This is a genomic window from Actinomyces viscosus, assembly GCF_900637975.1.
In the GTDB taxonomy this organism is placed as follows: domain Bacteria; phylum Actinomycetota; class Actinomycetes; order Actinomycetales; family Actinomycetaceae; genus Actinomyces; species Actinomyces viscosus.
In genome coordinates this window covers 2,748,219-2,767,725 of sequence record NZ_LR134477.1, presented here as the reverse complement: position 1 = coordinate 2,767,725, position 19,507 = coordinate 2,748,219, and the positions used below count along the sequence as shown (strand labels likewise).

18 protein-coding genes are annotated in these 19,507 nt (G+C 69.7%); 12 read left to right on the top strand and 6 right to left on the bottom strand.

Annotation, left to right across the window (positions count from 1 at the left end):
- Position 1 precedes the first annotated feature (1 nt).
- Positions 2-1,297: an AI-2E family transporter gene (locus EL340_RS11780; protein ID WP_126414716.1), complete on the bottom strand. Its 1,296-nt coding sequence runs from the start codon at positions 1,295-1,297 to the stop codon at positions 2-4.
- A gap of 213 nt (positions 1,298-1,510) precedes the next feature.
- Entirely contained in the window at positions 1,511-2,335 is an 825-nt protein-coding gene (locus tag EL340_RS11775) for an alpha/beta fold hydrolase (protein WP_126414715.1), read from the bottom strand.
- A gap of 40 nt (positions 2,336-2,375) precedes the next feature.
- Here EL340_RS11775 and EL340_RS11770 point away from each other — a divergent pair, with 40 nt between their 5' ends.
- On the top strand, positions 2,376-2,858 hold the full coding sequence (locus tag EL340_RS11770; RefSeq protein WP_126414714.1) for an S-ribosylhomocysteine lyase: 483 nt from the start codon (positions 2,376-2,378) through the stop codon (positions 2,856-2,858).
- Between the two features lie 327 nt (positions 2,859-3,185).
- On the top strand, positions 3,186-4,160 hold the full coding sequence (locus EL340_RS11765) for an AlbA family DNA-binding domain-containing protein (RefSeq protein ID WP_126414713.1): 975 nt from the start codon (positions 3,186-3,188) through the stop codon (positions 4,158-4,160).
- Positions 4,161-4,305: 145 nt separating this feature from the next.
- On the opposite strand, the gene EL340_RS11760 is transcribed toward EL340_RS11765, so the two are convergent.
- On the bottom strand, positions 4,306-6,543 hold the full coding sequence (locus tag EL340_RS11760) for an MMPL family transporter (RefSeq protein WP_126414712.1): 2,238 nt from the start codon (positions 6,541-6,543) through the stop codon (positions 4,306-4,308).
- A 131-nt stretch (positions 6,544-6,674) separates the two neighbouring features.
- On the opposite strand from EL340_RS11760, the gene EL340_RS11755 reads away from it, so the two are divergent.
- The 5 genes from EL340_RS11755 (at position 6,675) to EL340_RS11735 (ending at position 11,909) form a co-directional block, all read left to right on the top strand.
- On the top strand, positions 6,675-7,310 hold the full coding sequence (locus EL340_RS11755; protein WP_126414711.1) for a TetR/AcrR family transcriptional regulator: 636 nt from the start codon (positions 6,675-6,677) through the stop codon (positions 7,308-7,310).
- A gap of 371 nt (positions 7,311-7,681) precedes the next feature.
- Positions 7,682-8,635 carry a hypothetical protein gene (locus EL340_RS11750; protein WP_126414710.1) on the top strand — a complete coding sequence of 318 codons (954 nt, stop codon included), beginning with the start codon at positions 7,682-7,684 and terminating at the stop codon, positions 8,633-8,635.
- Between the two features lie 524 nt (positions 8,636-9,159).
- A complete protein-coding gene (gene mtnN / locus EL340_RS11745) occupies positions 9,160-9,900 on the top strand; it encodes a 5'-methylthioadenosine/S-adenosylhomocysteine nucleosidase (RefSeq protein WP_126414709.1) in 741 nt (246 codons plus the stop codon).
- Positions 9,901-10,098: 198 nt separating this feature from the next.
- Positions 10,099-11,250 carry an AAA family ATPase gene (locus EL340_RS11740; protein WP_126414708.1) on the top strand — a complete coding sequence of 384 codons (1,152 nt, stop codon included), beginning with the start codon at positions 10,099-10,101 and terminating at the stop codon, positions 11,248-11,250.
- The gene (locus EL340_RS11735) at positions 11,247-11,909 is read left to right on the top strand and encodes a DUF4276 family protein (RefSeq protein WP_126414707.1); all 663 of its coding nucleotides are present in this window, start codon (positions 11,247-11,249) and stop codon (positions 11,907-11,909) included. The genes EL340_RS11740 and EL340_RS11735 overlap by 4 nt, the downstream gene beginning before the upstream one ends.
- Before the next feature lie 12 nt (positions 11,910-11,921).
- Here the strand turns inward: EL340_RS11735 and EL340_RS11730 are convergent, their stop codons facing one another.
- Positions 11,922-12,269: a winged helix-turn-helix transcriptional regulator gene (locus tag EL340_RS11730; protein WP_126414706.1), complete on the bottom strand. Its 348-nt coding sequence runs from the start codon at positions 12,267-12,269 to the stop codon at positions 11,922-11,924.
- 65 nt (positions 12,270-12,334) lie between these two features.
- Here EL340_RS11730 and EL340_RS11725 point away from each other — a divergent pair, with 65 nt between their 5' ends.
- On the top strand, positions 12,335-13,192 hold the full coding sequence (locus tag EL340_RS11725) for an NmrA family NAD(P)-binding protein (protein ID WP_126414705.1): 858 nt from the start codon (positions 12,335-12,337) through the stop codon (positions 13,190-13,192).
- A gap of 183 nt (positions 13,193-13,375) precedes the next feature.
- On the opposite strand, the gene EL340_RS11720 is transcribed toward EL340_RS11725, so the two are convergent.
- Positions 13,376-13,684: a thiamine-binding protein gene (locus EL340_RS11720; RefSeq protein WP_126414704.1), complete on the bottom strand. Its 309-nt coding sequence runs from the start codon at positions 13,682-13,684 to the stop codon at positions 13,376-13,378.
- 88 nt (positions 13,685-13,772) lie between these two features.
- Here EL340_RS11720 and EL340_RS11715 point away from each other — a divergent pair, with 88 nt between their 5' ends.
- Positions 13,773-14,303 carry a MerR family transcriptional regulator gene (locus EL340_RS11715; protein ID WP_126414703.1) on the top strand — a complete coding sequence of 177 codons (531 nt, stop codon included), beginning with the start codon at positions 13,773-13,775 and terminating at the stop codon, positions 14,301-14,303.
- Positions 14,304-14,442: 139 nt separating this feature from the next.
- Positions 14,443-14,871 (top strand): carboxymuconolactone decarboxylase family protein, encoded by a 429-nt coding sequence (locus EL340_RS11710; RefSeq protein WP_126414702.1) that lies wholly within the window; start codon positions 14,443-14,445, stop codon positions 14,869-14,871.
- 28 nt (positions 14,872-14,899) lie between these two features.
- On the opposite strand, the gene EL340_RS11705 is transcribed toward EL340_RS11710, so the two are convergent.
- Positions 14,900-16,483, bottom strand: a complete 1,584-nt coding sequence (locus EL340_RS11705; RefSeq protein ID WP_126414701.1) for an aspartate:alanine exchanger family transporter — start codon at positions 16,481-16,483, stop codon at positions 14,900-14,902.
- An 877-nt stretch (positions 16,484-17,360) separates the two neighbouring features.
- On the opposite strand from EL340_RS11705, the gene EL340_RS11700 reads away from it, so the two are divergent.
- Positions 17,361-18,053: a TetR/AcrR family transcriptional regulator gene (locus EL340_RS11700; RefSeq protein ID WP_126414700.1), complete on the top strand. Its 693-nt coding sequence runs from the start codon at positions 17,361-17,363 to the stop codon at positions 18,051-18,053.
- On the top strand, positions 18,050-19,375 hold the full coding sequence (locus EL340_RS15550) for an Acg family FMN-binding oxidoreductase (protein ID WP_126414699.1): 1,326 nt from the start codon (positions 18,050-18,052) through the stop codon (positions 19,373-19,375). The genes EL340_RS11700 and EL340_RS15550 overlap by 4 nt, the downstream gene beginning before the upstream one ends.
- Positions 19,376-19,507: the final 132 nt, after the last annotated feature.

Here is a 19,507-nt window from a genome sequence, read left to right as displayed (position 1 = left end):
CTCAGTCCTTCTGCGCCCGATCGCGTCGGTGGCTGCCGGACGGCACTGAGCGGTCGCCACTCGTGACCGTCTTCGCGGCCTCCTTCTTGGAGCCGCTCGGCTTCTTGGCTCCCTGCTCGACGGCGGGGCGGCCGTGGTCGGGGTCGTCGGTTCCGACGCCGTCGCCGTCGAGGTCGAGCTCGTCAAGCACGTCCTCGTCGAGCTCATCGGGGTCGCGCACGGGCGAGTCACCGGCGGACAGGAAGATGCTCACCCAGCGCGAGCGCGGGTCGGAGTCGATGAGGAGGGCCTTGACGAACAGGGTCAGCGGCACCGCCAGGATCGTCCCCAGCGCCCCGATGACGGTGGACCAGAACAGCAGGCACAGGAACGTCGTCGTCGTGTTGAGCCCCACCGCGTCACCGGTGAACTTGGGCTGGATGAGGGACTGAATGACGAAGTTGGCCGCCACGTAGGACAGGACCACCCACAGCGCCGTCCAGGGCCCGGAGTCCACCAGCCCCAGGATGGCCGGCGGCACCACGCCCAGGACGAAGCCGATGTTCGGGATGTAGTTGGTGATGAAGGAGACCACGCCCCAGGTGATCGCCATCGGCACGTCCAGGTACCACAGGGCCAGGACGTTGATGACGGCCACGATGAGACCGAAGACCGTCGAGACCATCCAGTAGGAGCGCACCGCCTCGCAGAAGGAGACGAGGGCAGCGGCCATCCCCGGCTTGAGGACGTTCAGGGCGGCCGTACGGATCTCGATCTTGGCGGTGTCGAACATGAGGAAGACGACCACCATCGCCATGACGCCGAGCATCGCGCCGGCCGAGGTCAGCTGCCCCAGGATCGTCTGGGCAACCATGACGAGCCGGGAGGTGTCCAGAACGTCGGTGACCTGCTTGAGCACCGTGGACTGATCGACGCCCATGCTGTTGAGCTGCGCCTCGGCCTGCTGCCAGATCGCCTGGAACTTGGGGGCGTACTGCGGGAGGGTGTCGACGAGCTGGGCGACCGCGACGGCAAGGGCCGCGAACAGCAGGATGACGAAGGCGAAGATGAGCAGGATCGCCGCCGTCGCCGCGACCACGCGCGGGACCCGGCGGCGGACCATCCACGACACCAGCGGCCGGACCGTCACCACGAGGGTGAGGGCGAAGAAGGCCGGGGCGAAGAGGTCCTTGATGAGGTAGAGGCCCACCGACCCGATCGTCAGCGCCGCCAGGAGGTAGGCGATGGTCTCCCCCTGCGTGCGCTCCCCGGGGACGGGGACGGAGGCCTTCCGAGCTTTTTCCGACACAGCTGCCATGTCCGCATCCTCCCACGGGCGCGTGGCTGAGCGGCGGCGCGGCCCCTGCGCGCCGCGGAGTTGTCCGTCTCTCCCGCGGCCGGCCACGTACCCCGTCGCGGTCGTACCTTAGGTCGCGCGTTCGAGGGGTAGAGGGTACGACCGCGCGACCTACCCTACGAACACGCCGACGCCTCATCTGCTCTCGTAGCAGGACCTATGGCCTGCCGGCGCTCAGCCCACCGGCAGGACCTCGGCCAGCCAGGCGTCGACGGCGCGGTAGAAGGCCTCCGGGTCGCTGCGGCGCACCTGGTGGCCGGCGTCGGGGACGAGGACCGGCGTGATCCGCGGGTTGCCGGCGGCGGTGGCCAGGCCGTCGCGGCCCACGCGCGCGCTGCCGGGCCGGTCTCCGGTCAGGAGCAGCGCGGGGACGTCGAGCGCGGCCATCGCCTCGTCCCAGGGGACCTCGGGGGTGACGACGCCGGACAGCAGCAGGCCCGGGTCGGTGCGCTGGGAGGCCCACACACCCGGGAGGGCCTCAACCTCGGGCATGGTCTCCAGCGCGCGGCCGACGGCGGCCGGCAGGTCGGCGACCTCCGCGGCGCGGGCCCGCTCCCGGGCGGCGCCGCGGGCCAGGAGCTCGCGCGGGCTGCGGGTGCCGAAGCGGGCCGGGTCCTCCAGGACGACGCCGGTGACCAGGTCGGGGCGGCGTCCGGCGGCGACCATGGCGGTGGCCGCGCCCATCGAGTGGCCGATGACGACCGGGGCGGGCGGCGTCGCCAGCCCCAGGGCGGCCCGACCGCGCGAGGCGGTGGCGAGGTCCTCCAGGACGCCGATGAGGTCCTCCACGAGCACCTCCCCGGCCCGCTCGAGCTGGGCCGGCTCCCAGCGCGGGGACAGGCCGTGCCCGCGGGCGTCGACGGCGACCACCCGGTAGCCGCGTCCCGTCCAGTGATCGATCGCCTCGGCCAGGGAGACCGCGGAGCCGGTGATTCCGTGGAGAAGGACCAGGGTGGGGGCGGCGTCGGCCCCCGTGACGATGCGCGCCAGTGGAGTCATGACCCCATCCTGCCCCGAACCCGCCCCGTAGGCTGGACCCATGAGCGACACGAGTGAGCAGAGCACGCCGAGGATGAACGTCGAGTCCTTCAACCTGGACCACACCAAGGTGGCCGCGCCCTACGTGCGCGTGGCCGACCGCAAGGAGCTGCCCGGCGGGGACGTGCTCGTCAAGTACGACGTGCGCTTCTGCCAGCCCAACCGCGAGCACCTGGAGATGCCGGCCGTGCACTCCATCGAGCACCTGAGCGCCGAGCTCATGCGCAATCACACCGACCGGCTCATCGACTTCTCCCCCATGGGCTGCCAGACCGGCTTCTACGCCCTGATGCTGGGGGTGGAGACCGAGGAGTTCCTGCCGCTGCTGGAGGCCGCCTTCGGCGACATCCTTGAGGCCCAGGAGGTGCCGGCGGCCAACGAGGTCCAGTGCGGCTGGGGGGCCAACCACTCGCTGGCCGCCGCCCAGGAGGCGGTGCGCGACTTCCTCGCCGCCCGCGAGGAGTGGACGCGGGTCATGGCCTGACCAGGCTGGCCACGTCGGCCGCCCTCCTGGCCGCCGGGGACATTCGACGCCGCCAGGTGCGGTCTACGCGTGCGGGGACAGGAATCCCGTCCCCGCACGCGTGACATGTCCCCGCCTGGCTTCGGTCGGCATCCGACACGGCCCTAACGACCCGGCAACCCCGGCCCCGGCAGAGTCGGGGGCCGGTGCCGGCTCCGTCGTCGGGTCGTCGGGCTCCGCCGTCGGGTCTGGTCCGGCGCCGACCGTATCCTGAGGCGCATCCGCCCGTACCCGCCCGCCACCCCGCCCACGCCGCGAGGCACCGACCCGTAGAGAGCCCTGAAGTCCGTGGAGAGCATCGAGACCGTCACCATCACCAATCCCGCCAACCCCGTCCTCATCTGGTGGGTCATCGCTCAGCCCCTGCTGCTCCTGCTGTCCTACCTGGTGGGGAGGGTGACGCGCTTCCTGCTGCGCGGGCGGGTCGCCGTCTCGGACGCGGCGGCCACCCTCATCGCGCTCATCGGGCTGTGGATGGGGCTGCTGCTGTCGGGCTGGCTCTTCGAGGAGGGCGACCTGTTCTCGGTCAAGATGCTGGTGACCTCCTGCACAGTGGCGGGCGTTGTGCTGATCGTGACCTCCGCGGTCCTGGCGCGCCTGCAGCACCATCGCACGCTCCTGCCGATCGCGGAGGTCGCCCAGATGGGCGAGTCCGACCGCCTGGAGTTCAAGTCCTCGGCCCGGTGGAACCTGCGCACGGACAAGCGCGATGAGGCGATGGAGGAGGTCGTGGCCAAGACGGTGGCGGCCTTCATGAACTCCGCGGGCGGCACGCTCCTGCTCGGTGTGGATGACACCGGCTCCCTCATCGGCCTGGGGCCCGACTACTCCACCCTCAAGCAGCCCGACGCCGACCGCTTCGAGCTGTGGCTGCGCGGCATGTGGCGCACGCGCATGGGGACGAACGCGGCGGCGTTGCCGCAGGTGGACTTCGCGCCCACGCCGGACGGGACCGCGGAGGTGTGCCGGGTGACTGCGCCCCCGTCCCCGCTGCCGGTCTACCTCAAACCGGCCAAAGGGCGCGACGGGGCGGCGCTGTGGGTGCGGGTCGGCAACTCGACCCGGCGCCTGGAGGTGGACGACGCCGTCGACTACGTGATGCTGCGCTGGCCGCGGATCAACCACGTGGCCTGGCCGATCCGGCTGGGGAACTTCCTGCTGCGCCGCGACCAGTCGCGCCGGGCGCTGCCCATCAACCCCGCCGCAGCCGTCACCGCGGCCACCGCCTCCCGCAACGACGCCGTCGACGAGGGCACCGACTGACCGCCTGGCCGACTGGCCGCCTCGCGCGGCCGGGGACATTCGACTCCGTCGGGGACCGTTCCGTGCGGGCGGGGACATGTCACGCGGACGGGTGCAGGATTTCTGTCCCCGTCCGCGCGACATGTCCCCGGCCAGAAAGAAAAGATCAGTCCTCGCTGCTCTCCAGGGCCCGCTGCAGTCCCTCACCCTCGATGTCGACGACCGGGAGCAGACGGTCCAGCCACGCCGGAATCCACCAGGCCTTGTCCCCCAGCGCCGCCATGACGGCCGGGATGAGGGTCATGCGTACGGCGAAGGCGTCGGCCGCGATCCCGACGGCCAGCCCAAGAGCAATGGGCTTGGCGTAGACGTTATCGGTGTAGATGAAGGCCGCGAAGACGCCGATCATGATGATCGCCGCGGCGGCCACGACCTTCGCGCTGCCCATGAAGCCGGCTCTCACGGAGGCGAGTGCGGCCTCACGGCGGTCCTCGGGCGTGGTGGCACGACGTCGGATCCACTCCTCGCGCATACGTGAGACGAGGAATACCTCGTAGTCCATGGCCAGGCCGAACAGGACTCCCATGACGATGACGGGCAGGAAGGAGATGACGACACCGACCTTCGAGACATCCAGCAGGTCGGCTGCCCAGCCCCAGCCGAAGACCGCCCCGACGGCGCCCATTCCGGCGGCCAGGGAGAGCAGGTAGCCCAGGCTGGCGGTGAGCGGAACCGCGATGGAGCGGAAGACCACCGTGAGGAGGATGAGCGACAGGCCCACCACGACCGTGCCGAAGGGGATCAGAGCGTCGTTGAGCGACTCGGAGACATCGATGGCGACGGCAGACTGGCCGGTCACCATGACGTCGGAGACGCCGTAGGTGCTCTCGTAGTCGTCGGCGTGAGAGCGGATGTCGCGCACGAGCTCCATCGTGGCCGGGTCGGTCTGCGACTTCTCGGGGCGGATCTGGATGAAAGCGAGGGTCCCGTCCTCGTTGGGCGTGGCCATCGCGATCGTGTCGACGCCGTCGAGCCGGGAGACGTCCTGGGAGATCCCCGCGACCGCAGCGACCGGGTCCGACGCCTTGGAGATGTCGGCGATGAGGATGATGGGCGAGTTGTAGCCCTCGCCGTAGGCCGCCGTGATGGCGTCGTAGGTCTCGCGCTGCTGGGAGCCCTTCTCGGCGAAACCGTTGTCGGTCAGGGCCAGGCGCAGGCCGCCGGCGGGGATCGCGCACAGTCCCAGAAGAACCACGACGGCGCTGATGGCCAGCCAGGGGCGGCGGGTCACGCCCCGAACCCAGCGTGCGGCCGGCCCCTGGTCACCACTGCGGCCGGCGAGGAGACGGGCCTTGCGAAGCCGTCCGGGTGCCAGGCGCTGACCGAAGAGGCCGATGAGGGCCGGCACGACCGTCAGGGCAACGAGGACGGACACGGCAACGACCGCCGCGGAGGCCAGGCCCATCGTGGTCAGGAATCCGATACGGGCGACACTCAGGCCGCACAGGGCGACGATGACGGTCGTGCCCGCGAAGACGACGGCGCTTCCGGCGGTGGCGGTGGCGCGCCCGGCCGCCTCGGTGGGGGTCAGGCCCTCGGCGAGGTACTCGCGGGCCCGGGAGATGATGAACAGGGCGTAGTCGATGCCGACGGCCAGGCCGATCATGACCGCCAGGACCGGGGTGGTGGAGTTGATATCGGTGACGGTGGCGGTCACGAGGATTCCGAGCATGCCGGTTCCCACCCCGATGAAGGCAGCGATGAGGGGCGCGCCCGCGGCCGCCACGGAACCGAAGGTGATGAGCAGAACGACTGCGGCGACGAGGACGCCGACGAGCTCGACGGCGGACAGGCCGATGCCGACCTCCTGACCGATGTCGCCGCTGCGCTGGATGGTCAAGGAGGGGTCGGCGGCCTGGGTGCGCTCGGCGAGGGCGTCGATGTCCTTGGCGACGTCCTTGGCCTTGGGCGTCGTGCCGTCGATGATCGAGCCGACCGACTTATCGGTCTGGACCTGCACCAGGACGTGCTTCCCGTCGTCGGAGACCGCGGGTGCGGTGCCCGTGGCCTGGTCGCCGAACGGCGGGGAGACCATGGCGACGCCGTCGATCTGGCTGGCCTCCAGCGCGAAGGCGTTGACGGCGTCGGCGTGATTCTCAATGTGCCCGTCGGAGGCGGTGAAGAGGACCTGCTCATTGGTGCCCGCCGCCTGAGGCAGGCGTTCGGAGAGGACCTCCATGCCTCTCATGGACTCGGTGCCGGAGATCGTGAAGGTGTTGACGAGGTGAACGCCCGTCGTGGCGACGACTCCACCGAGCGCCGCCATGAGGAGCAGCCAGATGGCCAGGACGGAGACGGCATGCCTGGAGCATCGGCGCCCCACGGCGTACAGGAAGGTGGACACGAGAAGGTCCTTTCAACGAGTGACAACTTTCGATACGAGAATGTACTCGATACAGTTATGTACTGAAAGTCGTCATTCTGTGACGCCGCACACCATGACACCAGCACCTCTACCGATAGGGTTGACGCCTCATGAGCCCTCGCACCACACCCTCCTCCAGCTCCTCCGCCTCCGACCGCAGCCTGCGCAAGCGCGAGAACACCCGCGCACGCCTCGTTGAGGCGGCAGCGGACATCGTCGCCTCCAAGGGCATCGCCGGGACGCGCATCGACGACGTCGTCAAGGGCGCAGGCTTCACGCGGGGGGCCTTCTACTCCAACTACTCGTCCCTGGAGGAGGTGCTCACCGAGGCCATCGTGCTGCGGGCCAACACCCTGCTGGGGACGATCACCGAGGCCATCGAGGCGACCGAGGGCGAGCCGACGATCGACGCGCTCATGGCTCTGCTCACCACCATCCAGCCCGAGGCTCGCATGATCTATCTCCTGACCACCGAGTACTCGCTCTACCGGCTTCGCCACCCCGAAAGCCCGAGGATTCCCGACGTGAGCCGCACGGAGTTCACGGTCCGGCTCGCCACCACCGTCGAGGAGGTACTCGCCCGCATGGGCAGGCGGCCCACCGTACCCACGGCCACCCTGGCCGAGCTCGTTAGCCTTCTGTTCATGGACTCCATCGCGGACGAGGGCACCGCGACCCACCTGCGCGAGCTCATTGAGGCCGTCATCACCGGCCTCAGCACCCCGATCGCCTCCGCCGACGCCTAAGCCGTACGACACCCGGGCACAGCGCACCACAGAGCAAGCGCACCACAGAGCACAGGCGGCACCCGAAGAGGGAGAGCCGGGCCGTCGAGCCCAGCATCAGCCCGGCCCCGCACGCAGACCACCAGGACCGTCAACAGAGTCAACACGCACGGCCAGCAACGCTGCCGCCAGCGAATCTGTCCGTATGGGACGACTTTGAATCGAGGCTCCGACGCTCCGTTCGCATCAGCGCAGGTCAACCCTTTGTTACTTCCTGATACCTGCCCGCAGCGGCCGTCAAAGTCGTCCCATACGGACAAAGTGGACGCACGACACTCCACAGACCGAGCCTCAACCCAACAGTATTTGATGATGTTTGAGATCATTTGTATATGTATAAGTCGGTTGAGGTTGACGGTCTGCTGGCAGCTCTTGCCCTCCACCAGGGAGCTGCTCGCCTGAGCACCCTGTGCGACACACGGACCGAGCGCCGACGTGCCATCCAAGCCGCGAGGGACGGGCTCATCAGCCTCCACCCGAACCAGGTCATCGCGTTGAAGGATGCCGATCCCCGATTCATTCTCTGCCGCCGGGTCAAGGGCGTCATCACCTGCGCCCACGCGATGGCGTACTACGGTCTGCCGCTGCAATCAGGGACCACAGCCCTGCACATCGCCACGCCCTGCAACCAGGGCCACGTGCCGGACGGAATCGGCCACGTCGTCATCCATCGGATGAGCGGCCTCATCCTTCCAGCACCCGAGGCGGCGCCGGTGGCGAGCGTGGAACAGGCGCTCATCTGCTACCTGCGGTGCGCCGATGACCTCGACGCCCTCATCGCAGTCGATGCGGCCCTCCGCCTTCACCTCACCACCCGCCCTCAGCTCGAGGACCTCCTGCAAGGGCCGCGAAACCGCCACTCCCGCATGCTTGTGGCCCGCTCACACGCTGAGGCCAGGTCTCTTCTGGAGACAATCGCCCGCTACGAGCTGCAAGAGGCCGGGTACCAGCCAGCAACGGCCGTCTTCGTTCCCAGTGTCGGGGAGGTGGATCTTGTCCTCACCTCTCATCCCCAGGACCTCGTTCCCGGCCTCACGCCTGGCACCCAGGCCCTGCGGGCAGGCGCCGGCTCAGCGCTTCTCATCGAGACGGACGGCTACGCCTTCCACTCCTCCCACCTCGACTGGGAGCGAGACCACCTGCGCGACCAGGCAGCCATCGCTGCAGGGCATGTCCCCCTGCACCTCACCAGCCGGCAGGTCCTCCAGCACAGCACGGTGGAGATCGTCGCCCCAGTCGCCGCACGTCTGGGTACCACCCCCAGTCAGCCACTCCGAGCGAAGTGACGACTTCTCCAGCCATGCCGGCAGGGACACCCGGCGGAGTCACTCCACGCGGGCGAGGACACCCCACGCGGGCAGGCGTTCTGCCTGGGCGGGGACATGTCACGCGTACGGGTGCAGGATTTCTGTCCCCGTACGCGTGACATGTCCCCGGTGGAGGTCCGTGTGCACCTGGCCGTGCAGAATGTCCCCGCCGATGAGAGCCAATGCGAACGGCCGGCGCGTGCCTCGCTGTCCCCACGACGACAGTCTCATGCCCCACTACCTCCAGGGCGCGCTCCAGCACTCACCCCACCTCAGGGACCCACGCCCACCTCCCCGGCAAGATTCCCTCGATAGCCACGATCAACATGCAACCAGCGGCAAATCTGTCCGTATGGGACGACTTTGAATCAGAGGCTCCGACACTCCGTTCGCATCAGCGCAGGTCAACCCTTTGTTACTTCCTGATACTTGCCCGAAGCGGCCGTCAAAGTCGTCCCATACGGACACTTTCAGGCCCTGGGCGCGCTCTGTAGGCTCGGCGCGTGAGTCGCACCAGTGCTGCCGTCATCATCTCCTGCGCCATGGCCGAGGAGGCCCAGCCCTTCCTGGACGCCCTGCCCGAGCGCGCCGGGGCCACGCCACCGACGCTGCTCGGCCCCGCGCAGGCCTGGTCCCTCCATCTGCCCGGCAATGATCGCGAGCTCATCCTGGTGCGCAGCGGGATCGGCCTGGTGGCGGCCGCGAGCGCTCTGGCGGCGGTCCTGGCCCAGGTCCGCCCCAGCGCCATCGTCTCAGCGGGAACCACCGGCGGACTCGGCCGGGAGGTCGAGGTCGGGGACGTGTGCACCTCGGCGAACCTGGCCTACACCGACGCCGATGCCACGGCCTTCGGCTACGTCCGCGGGCAGACCCCGGGCCAGCCGGAGACCTTCACCGGGGATCCGGGCCTTCTGGCGCGCCTGGAGCAGGTGGGCCAGGCGGCTCTGCGCGGCGCCACGGAGTCGTCGGGAACGGCCCGGCTGCGCGTGGGCCAGATGCTGGCCGGCAACTCCTTCGTCACGGCCGCGAACGTGGCCGACACCCGCGAGGTCTTCCCCACCGCACTGAGCACGGACATGGAGTCGACGGCACTGGCGCAGGTGGCCGCAAGCGCCGGCGTCCCCTTCCTCTCGGTGCGCGGCGTGTCCGACCTGTGCGGTCCCGAGGCGGGCCAGGACTTCCACATCGCCGCCGAGGAGGCCGCCGCCCGCAGCGCCGCGGTCGTCCTGGCGCTCCTGGCCTAAGCCCCCCTTCGAGACGCCTCGCGCGCCAACCATCTCGACTCGCCCCATTCGCGGGTCAGGGCACCCCATCTAGGTCCAGCTCAGGTCGGCTCAGGTCACCGCAGCTCCCGAGATCAGCTCTCAGCGCCGGAGCCACCGGCGCCTCCCCTTTGAGACGGGCCGTTAGCGCACACAGCCCTTGTTGGTTAGGCTCGGCGTATGACTGCCGTACTGGGCCGCCTTACCGTAGAGGGATTCAGGTCGATTCGTCACGTCGAGCTGGACCTGACCACGGATGTCACCGTGCTCATCGGCGCCAACGGCTCCGGCAAGTCAAATCTGGTCAGCGCACTTGAGTTGGTCTCGCGGATTTGGGACGACTCCTTCCAGGAGTACCTGCGTCGGCGCGGAGGCGTGAGCAACCTTTTCTTCCAAGACGATGAGGGAACAGCCGAGCGCATTCTCATCACACTTTTGTCCGAGTTCAACGCCGAGGACAAACGAAACGGCTATCAGGTGGCGCTCACGCCAGACGAGATAAGCGACTCCGGACAGGCGGAGCTTCATGAACAACTGCTTTTTCAGGCAGGACGCCAGTGGCAGCGCCCTTACGACGAAGATCTTGGTTTCGGAGCTCAAAGCCGGGTACGTCGCATTGTAGAGTCCCAGAATCCAGGAAAACTCAGGAATTTCGCCAGGTACGTGCGCCCCATCCTCGAGGGCTGCCGTGTCTTCCACTTCGACGACGTATCCGACAATGCTCCGGTCAAGGGGTGGTCGACGGTCGGAGATGACCTGGCTCTGCGGTCGGACGCCGAGAATATCGCCGCCTACCTTCTCAGGGTTCGTCAGGAGTATCCCGAGAACTACCGGCAGATCGTCTCCGCCGTTCAACGCGCAGCCCCCTTTTTCGACGACTTCGTGCTCAGGCCCGATCCATCGGAGCGGATCCGGTTGCGCTGGAAGCAACGAGGACTTGACCGCACCTTCCTCGCCCGCGAGGCCAGTGATGGAACGCTGCGCTTCATCTGCCTGGCCACGCTCCTCCTGGGACCGGACCTGCCCGCCACCGTGGTTCTGGATGAGCCAGAGCTCGGGCTCCACCCGTCGGCCATCGGGCTCCTCGCGGAGATGGCCCGCGTCGCGGGGCGGAACGGGCACAAGGTCATCCTGGCCACCCAGTCAGTGCCGCTGCTGTCGCACTTCGGCCTGGAGGAGATCGTCGTCCTGGACCGGGTCGACGGCTCCACGCAGGCCACCCGCCCCGACCGTGAGGCCCTGGAGGGCTTCCTGGAGGACTACTCCACCGGCTCACTGTGGGAGATGAATCTTCTCGGAGGCCGTCCTGCTCGCGAAGACATCGACCCATGAAACAGGTGGCCGTCCTCGTTGAGGGACAGACGGAGGAGGTAGTCGTCAAAAATGTGCTGCGCGACGCCGCCTCGTCGCGCGGCATCTGTCTGACCCCGGTCGTCGTCACCACCTCATCCACCCCTACCGGCGCGCACCGAGGCGGCGGGCACTGGAAGCACTACGACGCGAAGCTCCTCGCCCTGCCCAAGGCATCTCACTGGTACCGCGTCGGCCTGCTGCTCGACTACTACCAGTATCCCCGGGGCGCTCCCGGCAGAAACACCGGCCCAGCGAATCACACCGGCGACTCCGGCCCCGGTCGGCAGTCGGCGCTTATCAGCGCCCTTCGAGGCGAGTACCCCGACCCGCGGTTCCGTCCGCTCGTCGTCCTCCATGAGATCGAGGCTCTTGTTCTCGCAGCCATCGACGCCGGGCAAGGCGATGGGCTGCTTCCCGAGCGGGGACTTGTGGAACTGCGCCAAGCCATCACCCGAGCCGGTGGACCCGAACAGGTCAATAGCGGTCCCGGCACCGCCCCGTCCAAGCGCCTGGAAGCGGCCGACCCCCGTTACATGAAGACCGTCACCGGTCCTCTCCTCATCGCCGAGGCGGGGCTCGGTGCCGTCCTGGCGCGCTGCCCCTCCTTCAGGGCCTGGTGGGAGGACCTGCTGACCTGACCACCCTGCGCGTCACCGCATCTCGCCCTCCCGCGGAACGAAGGCCGACGTCGGGCAGGTGACGCCCCACTCGTTCATCGCGTCGAGCACCGGCCGCAAGCTCCTGCCCAGCTCGGTGAGCTCGTAGACCACGCGGGGCGGGACCTCGGGATAGGCGTTGCGAGTCACGATGCCGCGGGACTCGAACATGCGCAGCCGACTGGTCAGCGTGTGTGCACTGATGCCCGGGAGCGCCGCGCGCAGCTCTCCGAAGCGCTGCGGTCCATGCATGAGCTCACGCACGATAAGCGTCGCCCACGGCCCGTCGAACAGCAGCAGGAACCTCGCCACCCCGCACTCAGGAAGATCGACCTCACTCATAGCATCGAAATCTAGCCCAATAGTGCAGTTGACGTAACTGATGCGCTGTATGCACTAATGGCGTCATGGCTTACATCGTTCATGGCGCCACAGGCGCCCAAGGCTCACCCGTCCTGGCCTCTCTCACAACCGCCGGACACACCGTCGTCGCGGCCGTCCGCAACCCCGACGCCGTCGCCGACGGCGTTCCCGCCATAGCGGTCGACCTGGCCTCGGCGGACTCCCTCGCCTCCGTCTATGAGCGCACGGACGGCGTCTTCGTCCACCTGCCCATGGGCGCACCCGAGGCGGCCGCAGCCCAGGCCCGGGCCGTCATCGAGGCAGTCGATCGAGCCCGCCCCGGTCGCGTCGTCATCTCCACCAGCGGGCAGATCGTCGACCAATCGGACTCACCCTTGCAGGCGGCCGCGGACAGCCCCATCATGACGCTCATCGACGGCGTATCCAGCAGCGTCCCCACGGCCGTCGTCGCCCCGCGCCTGTACCTGGAGAACCTTCTGCTGCCGGTGGTCCTGACTCCCGCACGGGAGGAGGGCGTCCTGCGCTACCCGCTTCCCGCCTCGTACCCCGTCTCGTGGAGCTCGCACCTGGACGTGGCCGACGTCGTCGCCCGCCTGCTCACGGATGCCTCCATCACCGGTACGGTCGCCGTCGGCCACCGGCCGGGCCTGACGGGACCGGATCTCGCCGTCGCCTTCTCCACCCACCTGGGCCGTGAGATCAGCTTCGAGGCCATCACGCCCGAGGCCTTCGGCGACCTCATCACGCCGCTCTTCGGTCCGGCCGCGGAGCCGGTCGTCGACCTATACCGGGCCCTCAATGCCCAGGACGGCAACACCATAGCCGAGGGCAACAGTGCTCAGGAGCGCCTGGGCCTGGCTCCGCGCCCGGTCAAGCAGTGGTTGGAGGACCTGGCGGTGTGAAGTCTGCAGAACCGTCACGGGCACGGGGCGTCTCCCACCAAGCCACCAGCGGGAGACGTCCCTCCTCGATTCTCTGCACGTCCTTGAGCATGCCCTGGCAGGCGCCGACTCCACGGACGAGAAACTGCGTCTCAGCAGGACATCACCGGAGCCGCAGGCACCCCCTGGCGCCACTCGGTCGGCTCAGTCCGCCTGGCGCAGGCGGGCCTCGACGCGCTCGACCTTCGCGGTCATCTGGCCGGTCCAGCCGGGACGGATGTCGGCCTTGAGCACGAGCGCCACGCGCGGGCTCACCTCGGCGACCGCCTCGCAGGCCCGCTTGACCACGTCCATGCACTCGTCCCACTCACCCTCGATCGTGGTGAACATGGACGTCGTCTCATAGGGCAGGCCGGAGTCGCGCACCACGCGCACGGCTCGGGCCACCGCCTCGGAGACCGAGCCGTCGGGCGCGTCGGTGGTGGTCGGGGACACGGAGAAGGCGAGAAGCATGCGGCCAGGCTAGCCCCGCGCCGCCACCCGGGCCGGCGATCCGCCTGCCCTTGTCTTCGAGCGCGCTCGAAGCCCTACCGTCTGCGTCATGACCACCACGAGTCCTCCGGGCGGCGAGCCCGACGGCGCCCGGCTCCGCGAGGCGCTCCGGCTCGCCTCCGTCCCACCCAGCGACGACGTCGGACCGGGGCCCTGGCCCGATGCGGCCGGATGGGACATCGCGACCACCGCCGAGCGCCTGGGCGTCAGCGCCCACACGCTGCGCTACTACGAGCGGATCGGGCTCGTGCGGGTGGGGCGCGCCGCCTCCGGGCACCGTCGCTACGACGCCGCGGCCGTGCGCCGCCTGGTCTTCCTCACCCGGATGCGGGCCTCGGGCATGACGATCCACGACCTGCGGCGCTATGTCGGCATGGTCGAGGCCGGCCGGGACACGGTGCCCGAGCGCCTGGCCATGCTCACCGAGCACCGCGAGGCCCTACAGGATCGGATCGACGAGCTGCGGCTCGCGCTGGAGGCCACCGACTACAAGATCGCCGGCTACACCCGGCAGCTGGAGGAGCAGGCCGCCGCGAAGGACGCCGACGCCGCCGCACCCGGCACCCGCCAGGGCCCGTGACTCGGCAGGGCTCCGACACCCGCCCCGGCGCGAGCCTCGTCGACGGGCTCCGGCGGCGGGCCCCGCACCACCTCCGGCACCCACCGCCCATCACCGTCACCACCATCATCAACACCGACAACAGCGAGGAGAACTCATCATGACCACTGCGCCCGTCCACCCCCAGTACGACGTCGACAGCCCCGAGAACCTGGCCCGGCGCGAGCGCGGCCTGGAGGTCGCCCGCTCGGTCGACGGCGAGGCGGCCCAGGCCGTCATCGACTCCCTGGCCGACATCAGTCCGGCGCTCGGCCACCACATCGCGGCCTTCGGCTTCGGGGACGTCTACGCCCGCCCCGGCCTGGACCCGCGCAGCCGCCAGCTCGTCACCATCGGCGTGCTCACGGCCCTGGGCGGCTGCGAGCCGCAGCTGCGGATCCACATCGGGGCCGCCCTCAACGTGGGCCTGACCCGTGAGGAGGTCATCGAGGCGATCCTGCACGCCTCGGTCTACGCCGGCTTCCCGCGAGCGCTCAACGCCACCTTCGTGGCCCGCGAGGTCTTCGCCGAGCGCGACGCCGCCGCCTGAACCCGGCTGTCCCGGCTGCGTCGTGGGGCTAGAGGGCCACGAGCACCTGGACCATGACGATCTTGACGACGATGGCCAGGGCGAACAGGGTGGCGTAGCCGGCCTCGATGCGCTCGTCGTCGCGCCGGGACAGGGCGAAGGCGAGGATCGCGGGCTGGCCGACGAGCCCGGCCAGGCCCCCGGCGGCGCGCTGCGCGGACACCCCGGCCCAGCGCGCCCCGGCCAGCAGGACGATCGCGTTGACCGCCACGATGAGCGCGGCGAGCAGCCCGACCTTGAGGCCCGTCGTCGAGAAGGCCGAGGCCGCGAAGTCGGGCCCGGAGGCCAGCCCGATCGCGGCCAGGAAGAACAGCAGCCCCAGCTGGCGGATGGTGGCGTTGGCGGCGTGCGGCAGCCCCCACAGGAAGGGGCCGGTGCGGCCCACCCACCCCAGGACCATGCCGACGACGAGCGGCCCGGCCGCCACCCCGAGCCGCAGGGTGATGCCGCCGGGCAGCGGGATCGCGACCAGCCCCACCAGCACGCCCAGCGCCATGCCGACGCCCACGGAGAAGGCGTCGATCTGGGCGATGGAGCGCTCGGAGTCGCCGAACCAGTCCGCCGCCTTCTCCAGCTCGTCGCTGGGCACGACCGCCAGCACCCGGTCGCCGAGCTCCAGGACGAGGTCCTCGCGGGCCAGCAGGTCCAGGTCACCGCGCTTGACGCGGGTGATGACGCCCTGGAAGCGCCCAGGCATATCGACCTCGGCGATGGTGCGTCCGGCCACGCGCGTGGAGGAGACGGTCAGGCGCCGGAAGTCGACGACGCTGCGGTCCTTGGCCAGGCACTTGTTGAGCCCGGTGCCCAGGTCGTGCACGGCGGCCTCGACGGCGGCCGGTGCCCCGACGATGACGACCTTGTCCCCGGGCAGCAGCTCCTCGCCGGGGGCCACGACCCGGGTGTGCCCGTCGCGCTCGAGGTAGGAGATGCGGATGCGTCCCTCCTTGAAGGCCTCCATCTCGCCGAGGGCCACGCGCTGGAGCAGGTAGACGCTGGTGGCGGTGATGCCGTCGGCGCTGGCGGGTCTCGGGTCGCGCCGCCCGGGCCAGGACCGACCCACGACCCCGGCGACGATGAGGATGGCGACGGCGACGCCCACCGGGTAGGCCAGGGCGTAGCCGACGGCGGGCTCCTGGGTCCCGGCGGCCTCGATGGCGGCGTCGAGCACCGGTGAGGTCAGGGCGCCGGCGTAGGCGCCGGAGTCCATGGCCGGGCTCACGCCGGTCAGGCGGGAGAAGAGGCCGCCGGCCCCGCCGGCCAGGACCAGGGCGAGAACGCACAGGGCCATGAGCGGCAGCTGTCGGCGCAGGTCGCGGAAGAAGGTGTTGCCGGCGGCCAGGCCCACGGTGTAGCAGAACAGCGCAAGGCCCAGGCTGCGCAGCAGGGTGAGGTTCGCGCCCAGGCGGGGGTCGAGGGCCCCGACCGCCAGTCCTACGAAGAGCGCCCCGGCCGCCCCGAAGCGGATCGGCCCGAGCGGGATCTGCCCGACGGCGGTCCCCAGACCGATGACGAGGAAGACGGTGAGGATCGGCGCCTGCGCGAGGACGTCGAGGACGGGCTGGAGCACGGACACGACGCCAGGGTAGCCGCCTGCACCCACCCGCTAAGCCCGGAGCCAGGTCTGCCCCGGATACGGATACGTGTCGCCGGGGCGTGCCATAGTAAAGACGCCTTCCACGGCGGGTCACCCCTGACACCTGCTTGATTCAGCAGGGTGTCGACCCACCGAGAGGAGGTGAAGGGAATGTGCAGAAGGTACCGCCCTCGGCACACAGCACCGAAGGACGCTGGACAGCACAGAGCCCCGACGTGGTGCGAGATGGTTAGCGCCCTCGCAGCCGCCGTCGGAGCTCTTGTCAGCTTGATTCAGCTCCTCAAGGGCTGATGCCCCTTCGGGAGCCATCCGGTGGCAGCCGGGTGGCTCCCTCTCATTATGGCAACCCGAGTCCGGCACTGTCCACATCACGGGCCGCCATCCATAGGTCTTAGAGCAAGACATCAGAAGATGCGCCGTCATGGCATCGAAGCCGGCCGCTTCGTGTCGCCGGGGCGTGCCATAGTAAAGACGCCTTCCACGGTGGATCACCCCTGACACCTTCCTGCTTGTTCGGCAGGGTGTCGATCGACCGAGAGGAGGTGAAGGACTGTGCACGCACGTCGTTACCGGCTACGTCACGCAGTACCGAAGCGATCCGGACGGCACAGAACCCCGACATGGTGCGAAGTAGTTAGCGCTCTCGCATCCGTTGCCGGGGTCCTGATCAGCTTGTTCGAGCTCCTCCGGGCCTGAGTCCCTTCGGGAGCCATCCGGTTGCAGCCAGGTGGCTCCCTCTCATTGTGGCACGTCGCGATCCTTATGGGAACGGCAGGCACCCGCCCCCATGGACACCAGCAGGACACTCCTCGACCCTTGTTAGAGTTTTTACTCTAACAAGGTCTACAGTGGCGCCATGACTGACGACGCCCCTCGACCTTCCACAGCTCCCGACCCCCCGAGGTCCCCGCGAGCGCCCCAACGCACGGCCCGACGCCGCACCGCGATCCTGGACGCGGCCCGCCACCTGTTCGCCCAGCACGGCATCGACCCGGTCACCACCAACCAGATCGCCGCTCAGGCCGGGATCAGCCCGGGGAACCTGTACTACTGGTTCCGCTCCAAGGCGGAGATCGTCCGCGCCCTGTTCGACGACTGGTCCGAGCGCATGCGCATCCCCGCCGAGCAGGTGAGCGAGCCGGCTGGCGCCCTGCGCACGCTCTGGGACCGCATCACCCAGACGCAGCAGCCGGATCCGGCCTACGCCTTCTTCCTGCGCGACCTCTTCCCCCTGCTCCACACCGACCCGGCCCTGGCCGAGGCCTACCGCCGCAGCTACACCACTCGCCGCGACGAGCTCGTCGGCGTCGTCGAGCGCATCATCGACGCCGGACTCCTGCAACCGCCGACCGCACCGACCACCATTCGCGACCTCATCAGCATGCTCTGGCTCGTCTCCGAGACCGCCCAGCCCTTCGCCGAGGCCGTCGACGACGCCCGGGTCGACTCCCAGCGCTACGGCCGCGCCATCATCGAGCCGCACCTGACCGACGCCGGACGCCGCACCCTGCACCTGCCCGCCAACGCCGACGACGGAGACCACGCATGACCCCGCCGACCAGCCCGGCCGACCAGGCCGCCCCCGGCACCGAGAGCACCCGGCTCGACGCCTCCGACGCGGCCCCCGCGCACTCCGACCGCCAGCCGCGCAAAGGTCGTCGCCTCTCCCGGCGCACAGCGCTCAAGGCCGCCGGCATCGGCGGCGCGGCCCTGGCCACCGGGGCGACCGGAATCGCCGTACGCGGGGCCACCAACGGCGTCTGGAGCGCCGGCCGCGGAGCGCCCTATGAGCTCTGGCGGCAGTGGACCCCGGCCAGCCCCGGGCTGCGGGGGATCGTCGCGGCCGCCACGTTGGCGGCCAACCCGCACAACATCCAGCCCTGGCTCTTCACCGTCGATGCGGCCGACAGCCCCGACGCTTCCACCGGCCGCATCGACCTGCACGCCGATCCCGGCCGCCTCACGCCGCTGTGCGATCCGGACGGCCGCGAGCGCACCGCCGGTTTCGGCTGCGCCCTCTACTCCATCGAGGTCGCCGCCCGCGCCCAGGGCAAACAGGCACAGGTCGAGTCCTGGCCCGACGGCGGCTCCGAGCAGTCCGACCACGTCGCTCGCGTCAGCATCACCGACGCCGATCCACCGGCCTCCTGGGAGCAGGAGCTGGCCGCGGCGATCCCGCGGCGCCATACGTACCGCGGCCCCTTCACCGCCCGCATGCCGGAGCGGACCATGCTCGACTCGCTGACCGGGGCCGCACCACAGGGCGCCCGGATCGTCTGGGTAACCGAGCCCTCCGCCGTGGCGGCCCTGGGCGACCTGTACGTGGAGGCCACCCAGGCGATCGCCAACGACGCCGAGATGTCGGCGGACTCCTTCGCCTGGATGCGCAACGACCGCTCGCAGATCGACGCCCACCGCGACGGGCTGACCCTGGACTGTCAGGGCCTGAGCGACGCCATGCTGGCGGCGGCCAAGATCCTGCCCGCCCAGTCGCGCGAGTCCTCCGACTCCTTCTGGGTCAAGAGCACCCGCGAGGTCCACACCGCCACCGCCCGCGCCTACGGGATCGTCTGTGTCGACGACGTCTCCGAGCCCCGCAACCGTCTCGACGGCGGCCGCCTGCTCCAGCACGTCCACCTGGCCGCGACGGCCGCCGGGCTCGGGCTGCACCACATGAACCAGGTCTCCGAGCGGATCGCTCGCGACACCGCACAGGGCCTACAGGACCGGTTCTCGCAGCGGTGGGCCACCATCACCGACGTCCCAGCGCCCCAGAGCCTGCTCGCCTTCCGCGTCGGCTTCCCCGAGCGCACCGTGAGGCCCAGTCCGCGCCGGGCCCTGAACGACCTCGTGCGAGGTACCAACGGGTAGCCGGCGGGTAACCGACGGAAGCAATCTCCAATAGGTGGGATAAATAGGATGGATACCGGGCTTCCCGGACCGACTTCCCGCCGTCGTCCGCCCTCATCGCTTCCTTTCTGTGACCAGGAGGAATACCCTGGA